This is a genomic window from Mesorhizobium sp. M0052 (genome assembly GCF_040323255.1).
GTDB lineage: Bacteria > Pseudomonadota > Alphaproteobacteria > Rhizobiales > Rhizobiaceae > Mesorhizobium.
The window spans coordinates 138,243-153,217 of sequence record NZ_JAMYUS010000007.1; the positions used below are offsets into that span (position 1 = coordinate 138,243).

Sequence of the window (14,975 nt, forward strand, 5' to 3'; positions counted from 1 at the left end):
GCAGCTTCGCGCGTCAGATACCCTCGACCAGCACGATCTCGCCATCGGCCACTTTCTGACGGATGGCGACGGCGCGCTGGTACTCCGGCGAGTGGTAGCAGTCATGCGCCATCGCCAGCGATTCGAACTCGATAATGACATTGCGGGCGCGGCCAGGCCCCTCGGCCTTTTCATGCTCACCGCCACGGGCAAGGAACTTCACGTCGAAACGGTCGAAAGCGAGCTTGGCGGCAGCGACATAGTCCTTGTAGCCTTCGGCGTCGCGCACATCGACGCGGGCTATCCAGTATCCCTTGGGCATTTTCTTCTCCTCGTTACGCCGCGCGCATCTCTTCCAGTATGGCCTCGGCAGCCGCGCGCCTGTCGCTTGCCGCCACGATTGGCCGGCCCACAACAAGATGGCTGGAGCCGTTGCGGATCGCCTGGCCGGGCGTCACCACGCGTTTCTGGTCGCCATGGTCGCTGCCCTTGGGCCGTATCCCCGGTGTCACCACCGCCAGGTCGGGTCCGACGATGCGGCGCACCGCTTCCGCCTCCTCGGCCGAGCAGACGACGCCGCCCATGCCGGCATGCAGCGCCTGTTCGGCGCGTCTCAGCACCAGCGTGTGAGGGTCGTATTCATAGCCGGCGTCGATCACGTCCTGCTCGTCCATCGAGGTCAGCACGCTGACCGCCAGCAGGCAGAGGTCGCTGCCCCTGGCGGCCTCCACCGCGGCTCGCATCGCCTTGGGATAGGCGTGGATGGTCAGCATGGTCATGCCCATGCGCACGATGTTCTCGACACCCTTCGCCACCGTGTGGTCGATGTCGAGCAGCTTCATGTCGAGGAAGATCTTCGTGCCGCCGCTGGCCAACTCCCTGGCGAAGTCGAGCCCGCCGGCGAAGGCCAACTGATAGCCGATCTTGTAGAAGGAGACGACGCCGTCGAGTTCGCGCACCGCCTGTTCGGCCTCTTTCACCGTCGGCACGTCGAGGCCGACGATCAGCCTGTCTCTCATCGTATGGGCCTGCATGGCTGTGGAAATCATGCCCCGGTCCGGGTCGACAGCATGCGCGAGGTTTCGATCAGCGTGCGGCATAGGTGCTCCATCGATTTGGTCAGTCTATCATCCCTGAAATTGCCGTCGCCGTCGAAGGCACTGCCGCCATCGGATACCGAGCATTCCGGCGTCACCATCTCCAGCTGGCAGCGCACCAGCACGGCGCGCAGATGGTTGATGCAGCGGATCCCGGCGAAATGTCCGTTGGAGGACGAGCACAGGCCGGCGACCTTGCCGACAAGCGGCCTCAGCGGCCGGCCGCCATCCAGGCGCACCCGGCTCACCCAGTCGATCGTGTTCTTGAGCAATGGCGGGATCGAGCCATTATATTCGGGCGTCGCGATCAGCAGCCCGTCATGGGCGGCGATCAGCCGGCCGAGCTTCACGGCGTTGTCGGGGACGCCTTTTTCCTTTTCGAGGTCCTCGTCGATGATCGGCAGCGGATAGTCGGCCAGCGAAATGCGCGTCACCTCGGCGCCTTGCATGGCCAGCTCCTTCTGCGCCACATCGGCGGTCCTGCCGCTGAAGGCGCCGCTGCGCACCGAGCCGGCGAAGACGAGGATTTTCGCGATCACAGCCATTGGCCACTCTTGTTCCCGGACAGGTACAGCCAGAGGCTGCGCAAATCAACGCACTGGCTCAAAAAACGGAAACGATCGGGGGGCAAGCGCGCGAAGGTGTGCCGAGCAGCTGGGCTATTGCTAGTGGGTGACCGCAATTCTTGCACTCAGCGCGATGAGTGCAACTCCGAGCAAGGCATCTATCGGCCTGCGGACGCTGCCATATACCGCCCGAACCCTTCTTGTGGAGAACATCAGCGCGACAAGCCCAAACCACGCCATCGCGACCAGCCCGATTATGGCCAGCGACACTGCCTGGACCCAGATCGGAGCCTGCATCGGCAATACCGATATGAACAGGCTCGCGAAGAAGGCGGCCGTCTTCGGATTTGTAATTCCGACAACGAATCCGCTTCGCCAAGGAGTCGTAGTCTCTGCGCCACTGACGGCCAGCGGTGGCTGCGCCTGCCAAGCCGACAAAAGGATCTTGCTGCCCAGGTAACCGAGATACACGGCGCCGGCGATCCGGACGGCAAGGTGAGCCCATGCAACCTGCGTCAGTACGAGGCCCAGGCCAAACATCGCGAGAGCCGCCCACACCATGATCGCTGCGGCAATGCCAAGCGCCACATGGAACCCCGCGCGACGGCTGATCAGCGCATGGGAAGTCACGGCTACAAAATCGGGTCCCGGGCTCATGGCGCCGAGCAGGAACACTGAAGCAAGTGTCAGGAATTGCGGAAGGTAGCTCATGCGAAGCTCCAATTTCAGGCTCGTCGTACCGCACGCCTGCATGCCGGAGAGGCCAGGAAGCCGCTCGCCGCGATTTCGAGGGTCGTTTCCCTCATCTTCACAAACCTACAGCGCTCTTTAATATGAGCGAAATGAAAGATATTTCGGCAGCCATGAACAAAGCTAATATCAACATCACAATGGTGCGCGTCCTGACATCGCTCAGCGAGACGCGCAGCTTCACGAAAACCGCCGAGCGGCTCTGTCTTTCTCAATCGGCCATAAGCCATGCAATGAAGGCGCTGGAGGAGATCGTTGGCGCGCCCCTCGTCATACGTGATCGGCGCGGTGTCGCTTTCACCGCAACCGGCGAGGCGGCTTTGGATGCGGCGCGCGCCGCTTTGCATGCTTTAGGCCGTCTTGCCGGCCTACGGGAACACTCCATCAAAGGCAGAGTACGGCTCGCGCTGGTCAGCAGCGCCTCGGTAAAGATTGCTCCATATGCGTTGAACATTACTTCCGTCCGGCACCCGGAGCTTGCTGTCGAACTGCTCTTGGGCACGGATACCGAGGTGGCGGAGTGGGTCGATCGCGGTGCCGCCGATATTGGACTGTCCTACATCGCCGGCAATTGCCAAGCCGAGGAACTTGTCGACGACGAACTCTTTGTGGCGTCATCGCAAAAGAACTCAGTCCAAGGCGGGTCATTTCCGATCCGCGCTCTCGACGGCCAGCCATTCATCATGTCGAGCGGCGGCTGCGGACCAATGCTTGCCGAATTGTTCCAGGATTTTGGCGTTGCGCCAGTTGTCATCCTGTCGGCGAGCGATATGGCGGCGCTGCTTGCTCTGGTTGGGGCCGGGCGCGGTTTGTCGATTGCGCCAGGCCTGGCGTTTCCGGCCGATTGGCAGCGAACCGTCGCGAGGCGTCCTCTTGAGCCGCGTGCGCGTCGGCCTCTGCTGCTTCTGTTCTCCAGCAGCGCCGAAGCAACGGCCGTGCGGGCCATGTGCGCGGCGATCAGAGAGGTCGCCACGAGTTTGCGAGGCGGATAACAGTCAAGGATGTGGATCGACCCTCAATCGAGCTTCCTTCGGGAGACGTCGATCCTCTACAAGGCGCCAGAGACTTCTCCCGCCCCCAATACCAGCTAATGCGCTTCGCGCCGGTAGATCCACAGCTGCGTCGGCGGGATGTTGCGGAAGATGAAGTCGAAATGCTTGACCGTGTAATTGCCGCGGCCGGGCGGGATCGGCGACAACGGCCCATAGGTCAGCTGCACGATCGGCCGTCCAACCGGGATGCGGTCTAGCAGGCTTTCAATATAGGCGATCCGCTGTGCGACCGGAAAATTGAGCAGCGGCACGCCGGAGACGACGGAATCGAAAACCATCCCGCTCTTCTCGCCAAGCGTGGCGTTGAGATTGAAGGCATCGCCCTCGATGACGTTGACGCCGGGATAGAGCTGGCGCAGATGGCGCACGAAATCGGTGGAATATTCGACCGCGTACAGGTTTTCGGGCTTAACGCCCTGGGCGAGGATTGCACGGGTGATGACGCCTGTGCCGGGTCCGACTTCAAGCACCGGCAGGCCGGACTTCGGATTGACGATGGAAGCCATCTTGCGGGCGGTGATGGAGCTTGTCGGCACGATCGAACCGACCGACTTCGGCTTGTCGATCCAGCCTTTGAAGAATTTGAGTTCGTCGTCGAACTTTTCCGCCAGCGCCTTCCGCAATCCCGGACCACGTGCCATGCAAGTTCTCCTCAACACTCCCCGAACGCTACTTAGCAGCTAACAGGTCCAAGGCAAGGCGCGATCTGGCATAAGATGTTGATGACGTTCGGGAAGCGTGGCGGCCTTGGTTTGGGTTCAGTGCTCGCCGAAGGATTCGAAAAAGTCCTTCATGCGGGCGAAAAAGCCGCTCGACTGGGGCGAATTGTCCTTCGACGACAGCTGCTCGAACTCTTCCAGCAACTCGCGCTGGCGGCGCGACAGATTTTGCGGCGTTTCGACCGCGGTCTGGATATAGAGGTCCCCGACATTGGGCTGGCGCAGCACCGGCATGCCCTTGCCCTTGAGGCGGAACTGGCGGCCGTTCTGCGTGCCTTCGGTCACTTTCACCTTGGTCTGACTGCCGTCCAGCGTCGTCACCTCGAACGAGCCGCCAAGGGCGGCCGTCGTCATCGATATCGGCACCTTGCAGTAGAGATCGGCGCCGTCGCGCTGGAAGAATTCATGCGGCTTCACCGCCAGAAAAATATAGAGGTCGCCCGATGGGCCGCCGCGCAGGCCCGCCTCGCCCTCATTGGCAAGCCGGATGCGGGTGCCGTCCTCGATGCCGGCCGGGATATTGACCGACAGCGAGCGTTCCTCGGTGACGCGGCCCTGGCCGGCGCATTTCGGGCACGGGTCCTTGATCGTCTGGCCGCGGCCTTGGCATTGCGGGCAGGTACGCTCGATCGAGAAGAAGCCTTGCGTCGCTCGTACCTTGCCGTGGCCATGGCACATCGAGCAGGTCACCGGCTGGGTGCCGGGCTTGGCGCCGGTCCCGGAGCATTCCGTGCATGAGATCGAGGCCGGCACGCGGATTTGCGCGGTCTTGCCGGCAAACGCTTCTTCCAGCGTGATTTCCATATTGTAGCGCAAATCGGCGCCGCGTTCGCGGCCGCCCGACGAGCGGCGCTGGCGCCCGCCCATCATGTCGCCGAAAATATCCTCGAAAATGTCGGCGAAGCCGCCGGCGCCAAAACCTTGCGCGCCGCCATTCATGCCGCCCTGCTCGAAGGCGGCGTGACCGAAACGGTCATAGGCCGCGCGCTTCTGCGGGTCCTTCAGCGTTTCGTAGGCTTCGTTGATTTCCTTGAACTTATGCTCGCATGAGTGATCGCCGGGATTGCGGTCGGGATGGAACTGCATGGCCAGCTTGCGGAAAGCGCTCTTGAGCTCCTTCTCGTCGGCGCCCTTCTGCACGCCCAGCGTCTCGTAGAAATCAGCTTTCATCTTTTCCCGCAGTCCGGATGCTCAACGTCTTGATGCATGTTGCGTCGTTTGCCGGCACGTTGTCTCGATTTAGGAGCGGTGCTGCCCGGATGCTAGGGCCGGCGCGCTTGTGCCTGTGTTTTTCAGTGACTTTTTCGGCAAGGCCCGCACTTTTTCAGCGAGGGTTGCAAAAAAGCCCGGCTTTGCGCCGGGCTTTCCGCTTTATTTGCCGTCAACCGGTCAGGCCGACTTCTTCTTCTCGTCGTTTTCGTCGATTTCCTCGAAATCGGCGTCGACCACATCGCTATCCTTGGCCGCGTCCGCCTTGGCGTCGGCTTCCGCCGCTTCCTTCTGCGAAGCTTCGTACATGGCCTGGCCGAGCTTCATGGATGCTTCGGCAAGCGTCTGCGACTTGGCCTCGATGTCGGCGGCATCGTCGCCTTCGGCAGCAGCCTTCAGCGCCGTGATAGCCTCCGATATCGCCGTGCGCTCGGTTTCCGAAACCTTGTCGCCATATTCCTTCAGCGACTTCTCGGAGGAGTGCACCAGCGCCTCGGCCTGGTTGCGGGCCTCGACCAAAGCACGCCGCTGCTTGTCGGTCTCGGCATTGGCTTCGGCGTCCTTGACCATCTTCTCGATGTCGGCGTCCGAAAGGCCACCAGAGGCCTGGATGCGGATCTGGTGTTCCTTGCCGGTGCCCTTGTCCTTGGCCGAAACGTTGACGATGCCGTTGGCGTCGATGTCGAAAGTGACCTCGATCTGCGGCACGCCGCGCGGCGCCGGCGGAATGCCGACCAGGTCGAACTGGCCGAGCGCCTTGTTGTCGGCAGCCATTTCACGCTCGCCCTGGAAGACGCGGATGGTCACGGCCGACTGACTGTCTTCAGCGGTCGAGAACACCTGGCTCTTCTTGGTCGGGATGGTCGTGTTGCGTTCGATCAGGCGGGTGAACACGCCACCCAGCGTCTCGATGCCGAGCGACAGCGGCGTCACGTCGAGCAGCAGCACGTCCTTCACGTCGCCCTGCAGCACGCCGGCCTGGATGGCGGCGCCCAAAGCGACGACTTCATCCGGGTTGACGCCCTTGTGCGGCTCCTTGCCGAAGAACTGCTTCACGATCTCCTGGATCTTGGGCATGCGGGTCATGCCGCCGACCAGGACCACTTCGTCGATCTCGCCAGCCTTCAGCCCGGCATCCTTGAGCGCCGCCTTGCAGGGCTCGATGGTGCGCTGGACGAGATCGTCGACCAGCTGCTCGAACTTGGCACGGGTCAGCTTCAGCGTCAGGTGCTTGGGGCCGGTCGCGTCGGCGGTGATGAATGGCAGGTTGATTTCCGTCTGCGTCGTCGACGACAGCTCGATCTTGGCCTTTTCAGCCGCCTCCTTGAGGCGCTGCAGCGCAAGCTTGTCGTTCTTCAGGTCGATGCCCTGTTCCTTCTTGAACTCGGCCGCCAGATATTCGACGAGACGCATGTCGAAATCCTCGCCGCCGAGGAAGGTGTCGCCATTGGTCGACTTCACTTCGAACACGCCGTCGCCGATTTCGAGCACCGAAATGTCGAACGTGCCGCCGCCAAGGTCATAGACGGCAATGGTCTTGCCATCCTTCTTGTCGAGGCCGTAGGCAAGTGCTGCAGCCGTCGGCTCGTTGATGATGCGCAGCACCTCAAGGCCGGCGATCTTGCCGGCGTCCTTGGTGGCCTGGCGCTGGGCGTCATTGAAATAGGCCGGAACGGTGATGACCGCCTTCTCGACCTTCTCGCCGAGATAGGCCTCCGCCGTTTCCTTCATCTTCTGCAGGATCATGGCCGAGATCTGGCTGGGCGACTGCTTCTTGCCGCCGGCCTCGACCCAGGCATCGCCATTGTCGCCCTTGACGATCTTGTAGGGGACAAGCTTCTTGTCCTTCTCCGTCACCGGGTCGTCATAGCGGCGGCCGATCAGGCGCTTGACGGCGAAGATGGTGTTTTCAGGATTGGTGACCGCCTGGCGCTTGGCCGGCTGGCCGACGAGACGTTCGCCGTCGCCCGAGATGGCGACGATGGAAGGCGTCGTGCGCGCGCCTTCCGCATTTTCAATGACCTTGGGCTCCTTGCCATCCATGATGGCGATGCAGGAGTTGGTGGTGCCGAGATCGATACCGATTACTTTTGCCATTTTTCTAGTCTCTCCGCTAAGCAGGCTCTCAGGACCCGTAAGGCGTTCCGACGAAAGCCCCTGTTCACAAGAAATTCCGCTCCGGCAACCGGCATTCCGGCACTGGGCGGCTTGGCGCGTATATAAGAACAGGCGGCATCGGGCGCAAGCATTCTGCGCATGGCATCCACCGCGCCGCGCTTGGCGCCTTTGAACAGCCGCCCGGCGGCCGGATGTGCTCAAACCGCGCTCAAAACCCCAGGATCTGCGCGATCCCCCGGCGAAGCGCCCAGTCAGGGCTTCGAAACCACAAGAAAACGTCACCTATGCGTGAGAGAGGCGGCTCCTGGCTGAGGAAGGCGCCTGCCCACAGCAGACACAGGCAAAAGCGTCACGCGGCCTGCGACAGCGATTTATGCGCCTCGGCCAGGATTTCGAACGAGCGCACGCGTGCCGCATGGTCGAAGATCTGCGCGGTCACCATCAGCTCGTCTGCGCCGGTGCGGCGCACGAACGCGTCTATGCCTTGCCGGACGGTTTCGGGAGAGCCGACGACGGCGCAGGACAGCGCCTGCGAAATCATGGTTTTTGCCATCGGCTCGAGCGTCTGGTCATAGCCCTCGACCGGCGGCGGCAGGCGGCCGGCCCGCCCGGTGCGCAGATTGACGAAGGCCTGCTGCAACGAGGTGAACAGCAGTTTGGCCTCTCCATCGGTCGGTGCGGCGAAAACGTTGAGGCCGAGCATGACATAGGGCTTGTCCAGCTGTTCCGAAGGCTGGAAGCGCGAACGGTAGATCTCCAGCGCATGGTCGAGTTCGGCCGGCGCGAAATGCGAGGCGAACGCATAGGGCAGGCCGAGCATGGCGGCGAGCTGCGCGCCATAGAGGCTGGAACCGAGGATCCAGACCGGCACCTTCTGGCCTTCGCCGGGCACGGCGTGGATACGCTGGCCTTCCGCGGCCGGCTGGAAATAGCCCATCAGCTCGACGACATCCTGGGGGAAATTGTCTGACGCCTCGAGATTGCGGCGCAGCGCGCGCGCTGTTCCCATATCGGTGCCGGGCGCCCGGCCGAGGCCGAGGTCGATGCGGCCGGGGTGCAGTGCCGCCAGCGTGCCGAACTGCTCGGCAATCACCAGCGGCGCATGGTTGGGCAGCATGATGCCACCGGCGCCGACGCGGATGGTCTTGGTGCCGCCGGCGACATGGGCGATGACCACGGCGGTCGCCGCGCTGGCGATGCCCGGCATGTTGTGGTGCTCGGCCAGCCAGTAGCGCCTGTAGCCGAGCCGCTCGGCATGGCGGGCCAGGTCGAGCGAATTTGCCAGCGATTGCGAGGCGTCGCTGCCTTCGACGATCGGCGACAGGTCGAGAACGGAAAGTGCGGTCATGGGCCTCAAGCCTTTACGATGTTCAACTGCCTGCCCCTTGTTTGGAAGGCGCGGTCGGGAATGAGGATGTCGAGCTGGTGCCAAGCAACGGGTCCATATTCTCGAACGGGATCGCCTGCGGATGCTGGCGATGCGACGCGCTCAGCGTGCCGAGCGGAGCATCGATCGGGCCGCGATAGCCGATGCGGTCGAAATAGGCGTCGAGGTCGAAGGAGGCATCGTTCATCGGGGGGTCCGGGTTGACCGGCTCGATATAGGCACTCCGCCTGAAGACAACAAATGCGAGATGACGGACAGGCGCGGCAAGCTTATGGCGCGGCCTTTCCGTTCTCTTCGGCCGCTTCCTCCTCCACCACGGCCGTCTGCTGTGCGGCGAGAAAATTGCCGACATGGCTGAGGCCATCGAAATGATCGCAGAACACTTTGACGACGACCAGCAGCGGCACCGCCATCAGCGCGCCGACAAAGCCCCAAAGCCAGGACCAGAAGGCGATGGCGATGAAGATCGCCACGGCGTTGATCTCGAGGCGTCGGCCGACAACCATCGGCGTAACGAACTGGCCTTCGACGATGTCGCACAAAAGCACGAAGCCCGGCGCCAAAAGGGCGTAGGTGATCGAGTCGAAGCTGATCATCGCAATGACGCTGACCAGCACGATGGTGATCAGCGCGCCGACATAGGGCAGGAAGTTGAGCAGCGCCGCCATCGTTCCCCAGACCAGCGGGTTGGGCATGCCGAGCGCCCACAGGCCAAGGCCGATAACCGCGCCGAGACCGGCATTGATGACGGTGACGGTGAGCAGATAATGCGAGATTTCGCGCTCGACGTCATAGACGACGCGCAAGGCCCGCTTCTTCTCACTGAGGCTGGCGAAGGACTGGATGATCTTCTCATAGAACATCGTGCCTGACGCCAGCAGGAACAGCGACAGCACGAAGATGATGGTCAGGCTTGTCCCCGCCGACAGGACGTTGCTGGCGGCGGCCGACAGGACGCCGGACTGCGCCATCGCCACCTTCTGGATGCCCGGCTCCTGCGAGGTCTCCGTCATCTGTTCGATCTGATGCGAGATCTGCATGATCCTCTCGAGCGGACGCCGTAATTGCGCCAGCCGTTCGGTAAGTTGTTGGCCGATCGACGAGGTGTTGTTGAGAAGGTCGATGACCGGGCCGCTGAGCAGATAGCCGGCAACGCCGAAGACGCAGATCGACAGCACGACCAACATTGTCGCCGAAACCACTTCCGGAATGCCGCGCTTGCGCAGGAAGCGCACGATTGGTGTCAGCGTCAGCGTCAGCAGGAAGGCGAGGATGACCGGCATGAAGAAAGCACGCGCGAAATACAGCGCGTAGATGGCCATGAACAGGAAGATCCCGATGAGCAGCGAACGCATCAGATGCGTGTCGGCACGCGCCACAACTCTCGCCTCTTCGGTCTCGGCAAGGCCAGCACCCAAAGCGGCGGGTTCGGCTTTCATGATTTTCCCTCAGCGGCGCACCGCAATTGGTGCTTTCCCCTGACGGAAACGCCTCTGCAAGCCCAAGGTTCCGTTAGCCGGCAAGGCCCTCAATCCGGGCCGCCCGTCGCTCAGGCGGCTGGCGCTGCGACGGCGACGCCGGGCTTGGCGGTCTCCTTGCGTACGATCGGCGCCACCTTGGTGCCGTACAGTTCGATCGCCTTCATGATCTTGGCGTGCGGCATGGCGCCGATCGCCATCTGCAGCAGGAAGCGGTCATTGTTGAAGATCTTGTGCTGGGCGACGATCTTTTCCGCCACCTGCTCCGGATCGCCGACGAACAGCGCGCCGTTCGGACCACGCGACTGATCGAAATGCGCCCGCGAGGTCGGGCCCCAGCCGCGCTCGCGGCCGATGCGGTTCATCACTTCGGCCTGCGGGCCATAGAAATCGTCGGCCGCCTGTTCAGTGGTGCCGGCGATGAAGCCGTGCACATTGATGCTGGTGGCAAGGCCCGAGGGGTCGGTACCGGCCCGCCTTGCGGCATCGCGATAAATGTCGAACAGCGGTGCAAACCGCGCCGGCTCGCCGCCGATGATGGCCAGTGCCAGCGGCAAACCGAGCACGCCCGCGCGCGCCGCAGATTGCGGCGTTCCACCTATTGCGATCCAGATCGGCAATTTGTCCTGCAGCGGCCGCGGATAGACGCCGCGGTCGTTGATCGGCGCGCGCAGATTGCCGGACCAGGTAACTTTGACGCCGTCGCGTATGGCCAGCAGCAAATCGAGCTTTTCGGCGAACAGCTCGTCATAGTCCTCGAGATTGTAGCCGAACAGCGGGAAGGATTCGATGAACGAACCGCGCCCGGCCATGATCTCGGCCCGGCCGCCCGACAAAAGGTCGAGCGTTGCGAACTGCTGGAAGACGCGAACCGGATCGTCGGAGGACAGCACGGTGACCGCGCTGGTCAGCTGGATGCGCTTGGTGCGTTCGGCGGCAGCGGCCAGGGCCACCACCGGCGCGGACGCGGCATAGTCGGGGCGGTGATGTTCGCCCAGACCAAAGACGTCGAGGCCGACCTGGTCGGCCAGCTCGACCTCCTCGATCAGATTGCGCAGCCGCTGATGCGAGCCGATCGCGCCGGGGCCGGGCTCCGGGCTGACGTCGGCGAAAGTGTAGAGACCGAGTTCCATGGCATGTCATCCAAATGTTCTGATTTGCCGCTAGAGGTAGCGGCGAGCCGCCCCGGCCGCCAGAGGGGCGGATAGTGAACAGTGCATGTCGGTTTCGGCCGGCTTTGTTTCAGGGAAAACGCGTCTCCCGGCTGCAACAGCCTAAACTTTCATGGCTGGCATACCGTTTTGGCGCTTGAACTCTCGGTTTTCGCGCGTATGTAAGCGTCGCGAATTGACTTCAGGGAAGTGGACTTGGCTATCTACAGGGAAAAAGACATTTTCGAGCGGCGCAATGCCGCGAACGAGGCAAAGAAGGCGCTTCTGGAGCGCTTCAAGTCAAAGCCGGCGGCTGATGATCCTGCGGTTCTGGCCAAACAGGCCGGACGCAAGGCGATTCTTGAGGCTCGCGAAATACGCGAGGCCGAAAAGGCCAGGCTGAAGCAGGAAAAGCTGGCACGCGAGGCGGTCGAGAAGGCCGAGCGCGAGGCAGCAGCCGAAGCGGCGCGTATTGCGGCCGAAGAGGCAGCGCAGGCTGAAGCGAAGATCAAGGAAGCCGAAGAAAACGAGCGCATTGCCCGTTTGCTGGCCGACGAAGCCGAACGCAAGGCCAAGCGCGACGCACGCTATGCGGCGCGCAAGCAGCGTACCGGCAGGACGCCTCCGGGCTTCTCCGCCCGCTAACGCTTCGATCGAAACGATCGGACATCAGGGTCGCCTTCCAGCGGCCCTGAAGGCGTTTGCCTAATTTAAGGGTTTGATGCCTCGGAGCTCAGGCGGCGAGCTTCAGCCCCATAATGCCGCAGACGATGAGCGCAATGCAGGCGAGCCGGATGGCCGTCGCAGGCTCGCCCAGCAGCCAGATGCCAAGCAGCGCCGTGCCGACCGTGCCGATGCCGGTCCACACCGCATAGGCCGTGCCGACGGGCAGCGTCTTCAGCGCCAGGCCAAGCAGGCCCAGGCTGATGATCATCGAGGCGACGGTGAGCACCGTCGGCAGCGGCTTCGAGAAGCCGTCGGTGTATTTGAGGCCGATCGCCCAGCCGATTTCGAACAGGCCGGCGAAAAACAGAAAAATCCACGACATCGGGATGCACTCCATTCCATGAGCATGGCGGGCCGTCCCGGCCGATTTATGGGAAGGCGCGAGGTCGTCCTCGCCGCTTCGACACAAGCGGCTGCGCCGGTGCGATCAACAAAACACCGGCCGCATCGTTCATGCCGCCGGTGTCAAAATCTGCGCCGAAACGGTTTGTCCGGATTTCAACCGTCCAAGATCTTCCGAGGCGGGCTTACTTTTCCTTGAGCCTCATCGCCTTGACGGGCGGCGCCTTGAGTGCCGGAGCCGCTGCGGGCTTCTTGGCGTCTTTTTTCGGCTTCCGAGCTTCCTTGCCCGCCTTCATCGCACCTTTAGCCATGATTCGTTCCTCCAGTTGCTGGGAGGCCAAGTGAAACAAGAGAAACGCCGGACTGCAAGGGGGCGGGCGTCTGTCGCCGGCGCCGTCGGGCCGCTTTCAACCGGTTTCTAATTTGCTCGTAAACCATTGCGGTCCGTGCCATGGTTGCCTTCGCACTGCAGCATCGGCCATGCCTTCGCCCGGCGATGATCAGGCAGTGCGGTCAGGACGACAATGCGAATCCGCATCGGCAGCGAGATGAGTTTCGATTTTCCGCAGGAAACGCCGCTGATCGCGATGCTCAATGTCCACTACTCCAGGGCCTCCGATCTCGAGCGCCCGGATTTCCTGACCTCCAACCCGCCGGTGCCGATCCAGAGCTACCGCGACAGTTTCGGCAATTGGTGCAACCGTTTCGTCGCCCCGCCCGGGCGCTTCACCTTCGGCACCGATTCGGTAATCCGCGACCCCGGCACGTTCGAGATGGGCGACCTGATGGCCTGGCAGCACGAGGTGCGCGATCTGCCGTCGGACACATTGCTGTTCCTGTTGCCGAGCCGCTTTTGCGAGAGCGATCTGCTGGCCAGCGAAGCCTGGCGGCTGTTCGGGCATACGCCGCTTGGCATTGCGCGCGTCCAGGCGGTCTGCGACTTCGTCCACAACCACATCGTCTTCAGCTACGGCAATGCGCGGCCGACCCGCACCGCCGCGGAAGCCTATCGCGAGCAAAGCGGCGTCTGCCGCGACTTTGCCCACCTTGCGGTCACCTTCTGCCGTGCGCTCAATATCCCGACCCGCTACTGCACCGGCTACATCAGCGACATCGGCCTGCCCAAACCTTGGGCGAGCATGGATTTCGCAGCCTGGATGGAGGTCTATCTCGGTGGCCGCTGGCATGTCTTCGATCCGCGGAACAATTCGCCACGCATCGGCCGCATCCTGATCGCGTCGGGTCGCGACGCCGCCGACGTGCCTCTGACCCACATCTTCGGACCGGGCACGCTGGCTGGTTTCAAGGTGTGGACGGACGAGATCATCGAATAGGGGCGTCTTTCCGCAAGCTGGCCTACAAGACCCTGAACGACCGGGCGATTCGTGCGTTGTGATGCCTGTGGAGCTCAGGGGCGTTACATCAGGTTCCTTGGAGGGACAGCATGGCAGCACATGGCGGGTCGAAGACGGTCATCTACGCGGCGCTCGCCGGTAATCTCGCTATTGCTGTGACCAAATTCGTCGCCGCCTTCTTCACCGGCAGCTCGGCGATGCTGTCGGAAGGCGTGCACTCGCTGGTGGATACCGGCAATGGCGGGCTGCTGCTCTACGGCATGCACCGCGCCGCCCGTCCGCCGGACCGCACGCATCCGCTCGGCCATGGCCGCGAGCTTTATTTCTGGAGCTTCATTGTCGCCCTGCTCGTCTTTGCGCTCGGCGCCGGCGTGTCCTTCTATGAAGGCGTCGTCCACATCATGGCGCCTGAGCCGGTCGCCAATCCCAAAATCAACTACATTGTGCTGGGCCTCTCAATGCTGTTCGAGGGCAGCTCCTGGTACGTGGCGCTGAAGGAGTTCCGCCAGCAGAAGGGCAAGCAAGGTTGGCTGCAGGCTGTGCAATCGAGCAAGGATCCGAGCGTCTACACGATCCTGTTCGAGGACAGCGCCGCCCTGCTCGGTCTGTTCGTCGCCTTCGCCGGCATATTGGCGGCCGAACTCCTCGACATGCCCGAACTCGACGGCGTCGCCTCGATCGGCATCGCGATGATCCTCGGCGCCACCGCCATCTTTCTGGCGCGCGAAAGCAAGGGATTGCTCATCGGTGAGCCGGCCTCGCCGGAAGTGCAGGCCAAGGTGCTGACCATCGCCCAGCAGGATCCGGCAGTGCAGCGGGCCAACGGCGTTCTCACCGTCCATCTCGGCCCGCAACAGATCGTCGCTGGGCTGAGCATCGAATTCGAGGACCATCTGACGGCGCCTGAGATCGAAGCCTGTGTCGAGCGCATCGAGGCGCTCTTGAAAAAAGAAATGCCGGAGATCACCAGACTGTTCGTCAAGCCGCAGACGACCGGAACCTGGGAGCACCGGCGCAAGCAGGTCGAGGCGGCGTCGGACTAGTTC

Annotated in this window: 17 protein-coding genes; 4 read left to right on the forward strand and 13 right to left on the reverse strand. The window is 62.8% G+C overall.

The features are described 5' to 3' along the window. Window positions 1–13: 13 nt before the first annotated feature. The 4 genes from NKJ77_RS11550 to NKJ77_RS11565 all read right to left on the reverse strand — a co-directional run bounded on the left by NKJ77_RS11550 (window position 14) and on the right by NKJ77_RS11565 (window position 2,353). A complete protein-coding gene (locus tag NKJ77_RS11550) occupies window positions 14–301 on the reverse strand; it encodes a DUF1330 domain-containing protein (protein ID WP_023741329.1) in 288 nt (95 codons plus the stop codon). A 13-nt stretch (window positions 302–314) separates the two neighbouring features. Further along, window positions 315–1,028: an orotidine-5'-phosphate decarboxylase gene (gene pyrF / locus NKJ77_RS11555; RefSeq protein ID WP_023696050.1), complete on the reverse strand. Its 714-nt coding sequence runs from the start codon at window positions 1,026–1,028 to the stop codon at window positions 315–317. Then, the gene (locus NKJ77_RS11560) at window positions 1,025–1,621 is read right to left on the reverse strand and encodes an NADPH-dependent FMN reductase (protein ID WP_352535248.1); all 597 of its coding nucleotides are present in this window, start codon (window positions 1,619–1,621) and stop codon (window positions 1,025–1,027) included. The genes pyrF and NKJ77_RS11560 overlap by 4 nt, the downstream gene beginning before the upstream one ends. Before the next feature lie 120 nt (window positions 1,622–1,741). After that, window positions 1,742–2,353 carry a LysE family translocator gene (locus tag NKJ77_RS11565; protein ID WP_352535250.1) on the reverse strand — a complete coding sequence of 204 codons (612 nt, stop codon included), beginning with the start codon at window positions 2,351–2,353 and terminating at the stop codon, window positions 1,742–1,744. Between the two features lie 122 nt (window positions 2,354–2,475). Here NKJ77_RS11565 and NKJ77_RS11570 point away from each other — a divergent pair, with 122 nt between their 5' ends. After that, on the forward strand, window positions 2,476–3,384 hold the full coding sequence (locus tag NKJ77_RS11570; RefSeq protein WP_023673197.1) for a LysR family transcriptional regulator: 909 nt from the start codon (window positions 2,476–2,478) through the stop codon (window positions 3,382–3,384). A gap of 95 nt (window positions 3,385–3,479) precedes the next feature. Here NKJ77_RS11570 and pmtA read toward each other — a convergent pair whose 3' ends face one another. The 7 genes from pmtA to NKJ77_RS11605 all read right to left on the reverse strand — a co-directional run bounded on the left by pmtA (window position 3,480) and on the right by NKJ77_RS11605 (window position 11,488). Continuing rightward, window positions 3,480–4,085 carry a phospholipid N-methyltransferase PmtA gene (gene pmtA, locus NKJ77_RS11575; RefSeq protein WP_023687484.1) on the reverse strand — a complete coding sequence of 202 codons (606 nt, stop codon included), beginning with the start codon at window positions 4,083–4,085 and terminating at the stop codon, window positions 3,480–3,482. A gap of 117 nt (window positions 4,086–4,202) precedes the next feature. Then, a complete protein-coding gene (dnaJ, locus tag NKJ77_RS11580) occupies window positions 4,203–5,333 on the reverse strand; it encodes a molecular chaperone DnaJ (protein WP_023681322.1) in 1,131 nt (376 codons plus the stop codon). A gap of 219 nt (window positions 5,334–5,552) precedes the next feature. Beyond that, window positions 5,553–7,469, reverse strand: coding sequence for a molecular chaperone DnaK (gene dnaK / locus NKJ77_RS11585; RefSeq protein ID WP_023673200.1), 1,917 nt, complete (start codon window positions 7,467–7,469; stop codon window positions 5,553–5,555). A 370-nt stretch (window positions 7,470–7,839) separates the two neighbouring features. Next, entirely contained in the window at window positions 7,840–8,838 is a 999-nt protein-coding gene (locus tag NKJ77_RS11590; protein ID WP_023673201.1) for an LLM class flavin-dependent oxidoreductase, read from the reverse strand. A 22-nt stretch (window positions 8,839–8,860) separates the two neighbouring features. Further along, complete coding sequence (locus tag NKJ77_RS11595) at window positions 8,861–9,064, reverse strand: hypothetical protein (RefSeq protein WP_352535252.1); 204 nt, start codon at window positions 9,062–9,064, stop codon at window positions 8,861–8,863. An 82-nt stretch (window positions 9,065–9,146) separates the two neighbouring features. Then, complete coding sequence (locus tag NKJ77_RS11600; protein WP_023681324.1) at window positions 9,147–10,316, reverse strand: AI-2E family transporter; 1,170 nt, start codon at window positions 10,314–10,316, stop codon at window positions 9,147–9,149. A 110-nt stretch (window positions 10,317–10,426) separates the two neighbouring features. Further along, window positions 10,427–11,488, reverse strand: a complete 1,062-nt coding sequence (locus NKJ77_RS11605; protein WP_023832244.1) for an LLM class flavin-dependent oxidoreductase — start codon at window positions 11,486–11,488, stop codon at window positions 10,427–10,429. Between the two features lie 234 nt (window positions 11,489–11,722). On the opposite strand from NKJ77_RS11605, the gene NKJ77_RS11610 reads away from it, so the two are divergent. Then, the gene (locus NKJ77_RS11610; protein WP_023832245.1) at window positions 11,723–12,151 is read left to right on the forward strand and encodes a DUF6481 family protein; all 429 of its coding nucleotides are present in this window, start codon (window positions 11,723–11,725) and stop codon (window positions 12,149–12,151) included. A gap of 88 nt (window positions 12,152–12,239) precedes the next feature. On the opposite strand, the gene sugE is transcribed toward NKJ77_RS11610, so the two are convergent. Both sugE and NKJ77_RS11620 read right to left on the reverse strand, forming a co-directional pair. Further along, a complete protein-coding gene (sugE, locus tag NKJ77_RS11615) occupies window positions 12,240–12,554 on the reverse strand; it encodes a quaternary ammonium compound efflux SMR transporter SugE (RefSeq protein WP_023681326.1) in 315 nt (104 codons plus the stop codon). A 205-nt stretch (window positions 12,555–12,759) separates the two neighbouring features. Then, on the reverse strand, window positions 12,760–12,885 hold the full coding sequence (locus NKJ77_RS11620) for a hypothetical protein (RefSeq protein ID WP_006200611.1): 126 nt from the start codon (window positions 12,883–12,885) through the stop codon (window positions 12,760–12,762). A 213-nt stretch (window positions 12,886–13,098) separates the two neighbouring features. On the opposite strand from NKJ77_RS11620, the gene NKJ77_RS11625 reads away from it, so the two are divergent. Continuing rightward, window positions 13,099–13,908, forward strand: a complete 810-nt coding sequence (locus tag NKJ77_RS11625) for a transglutaminase-like domain-containing protein (RefSeq protein ID WP_023687480.1) — start codon at window positions 13,099–13,101, stop codon at window positions 13,906–13,908. Between the two features lie 110 nt (window positions 13,909–14,018). Beyond that, a complete protein-coding gene (locus NKJ77_RS11630) occupies window positions 14,019–14,972 on the forward strand; it encodes a cation diffusion facilitator family transporter (RefSeq protein ID WP_023710395.1) in 954 nt (317 codons plus the stop codon). Window positions 14,973–14,975 lie beyond the last annotated feature (3 nt).

Bases quoted from the DNA above. Each gene is read 5' to 3' on its own strand.
- NKJ77_RS11630 (WP_023710395.1), top strand. From the start codon at position 14,019: ATGGCAGCACATGGCGGGTCGAAGACGGTCATCTACGCGGCGCTCGCC.
- NKJ77_RS11620 (WP_006200611.1), bottom strand. From the start codon at position 12,885: ATGGCTAAAGGTGCGATGAAGGCGGGCAAGGAAGCTCGGAAGCCGAAA.
- NKJ77_RS11595 (WP_352535252.1), bottom strand. From the start codon at position 9,064: ATGAACGATGCCTCCTTCGACCTCGACGCCTATTTCGACCGCATCGGC.
- sugE (WP_023681326.1), bottom strand. From the start codon at position 12,554: ATGTCGTGGATTTTTCTGTTTTTCGCCGGCCTGTTCGAAATCGGCTGG.
- pyrF (WP_023696050.1), bottom strand. From the start codon at position 1,028: ATGATTTCCACAGCCATGCAGGCCCATACGATGAGAGACAGGCTGATC.
- dnaJ (WP_023681322.1), bottom strand. From the start codon at position 5,333: ATGAAAGCTGATTTCTACGAGACGCTGGGCGTGCAGAAGGGCGCCGAC.
- NKJ77_RS11550 (WP_023741329.1), bottom strand. From the start codon at position 301: ATGCCCAAGGGATACTGGATAGCCCGCGTCGATGTGCGCGACGCCGAA.
- NKJ77_RS11565 (WP_352535250.1), bottom strand. From the start codon at position 2,353: ATGAGCTACCTTCCGCAATTCCTGACACTTGCTTCAGTGTTCCTGCTC.
- NKJ77_RS11625 (WP_023687480.1), top strand. From the start codon at position 13,099: ATGCGAATCCGCATCGGCAGCGAGATGAGTTTCGATTTTCCGCAGGAA.
- NKJ77_RS11560 (WP_352535248.1), bottom strand. From the start codon at position 1,621: ATGGCTGTGATCGCGAAAATCCTCGTCTTCGCCGGCTCGGTGCGCAGC.
- pmtA (WP_023687484.1), bottom strand. From the start codon at position 4,085: ATGGCACGTGGTCCGGGATTGCGGAAGGCGCTGGCGGAAAAGTTCGAC.
- NKJ77_RS11605 (WP_023832244.1), bottom strand. From the start codon at position 11,488: ATGGAACTCGGTCTCTACACTTTCGCCGACGTCAGCCCGGAGCCCGGC.
- NKJ77_RS11600 (WP_023681324.1), bottom strand. From the start codon at position 10,316: ATGAAAGCCGAACCCGCCGCTTTGGGTGCTGGCCTTGCCGAGACCGAA.
- dnaK (WP_023673200.1), bottom strand. From the start codon at position 7,469: ATGGCAAAAGTAATCGGTATCGATCTCGGCACCACCAACTCCTGCATC.
- NKJ77_RS11570 (WP_023673197.1), top strand. From the start codon at position 2,476: ATGAGCGAAATGAAAGATATTTCGGCAGCCATGAACAAAGCTAATATC.
- NKJ77_RS11590 (WP_023673201.1), bottom strand. From the start codon at position 8,838: ATGACCGCACTTTCCGTTCTCGACCTGTCGCCGATCGTCGAAGGCAGC.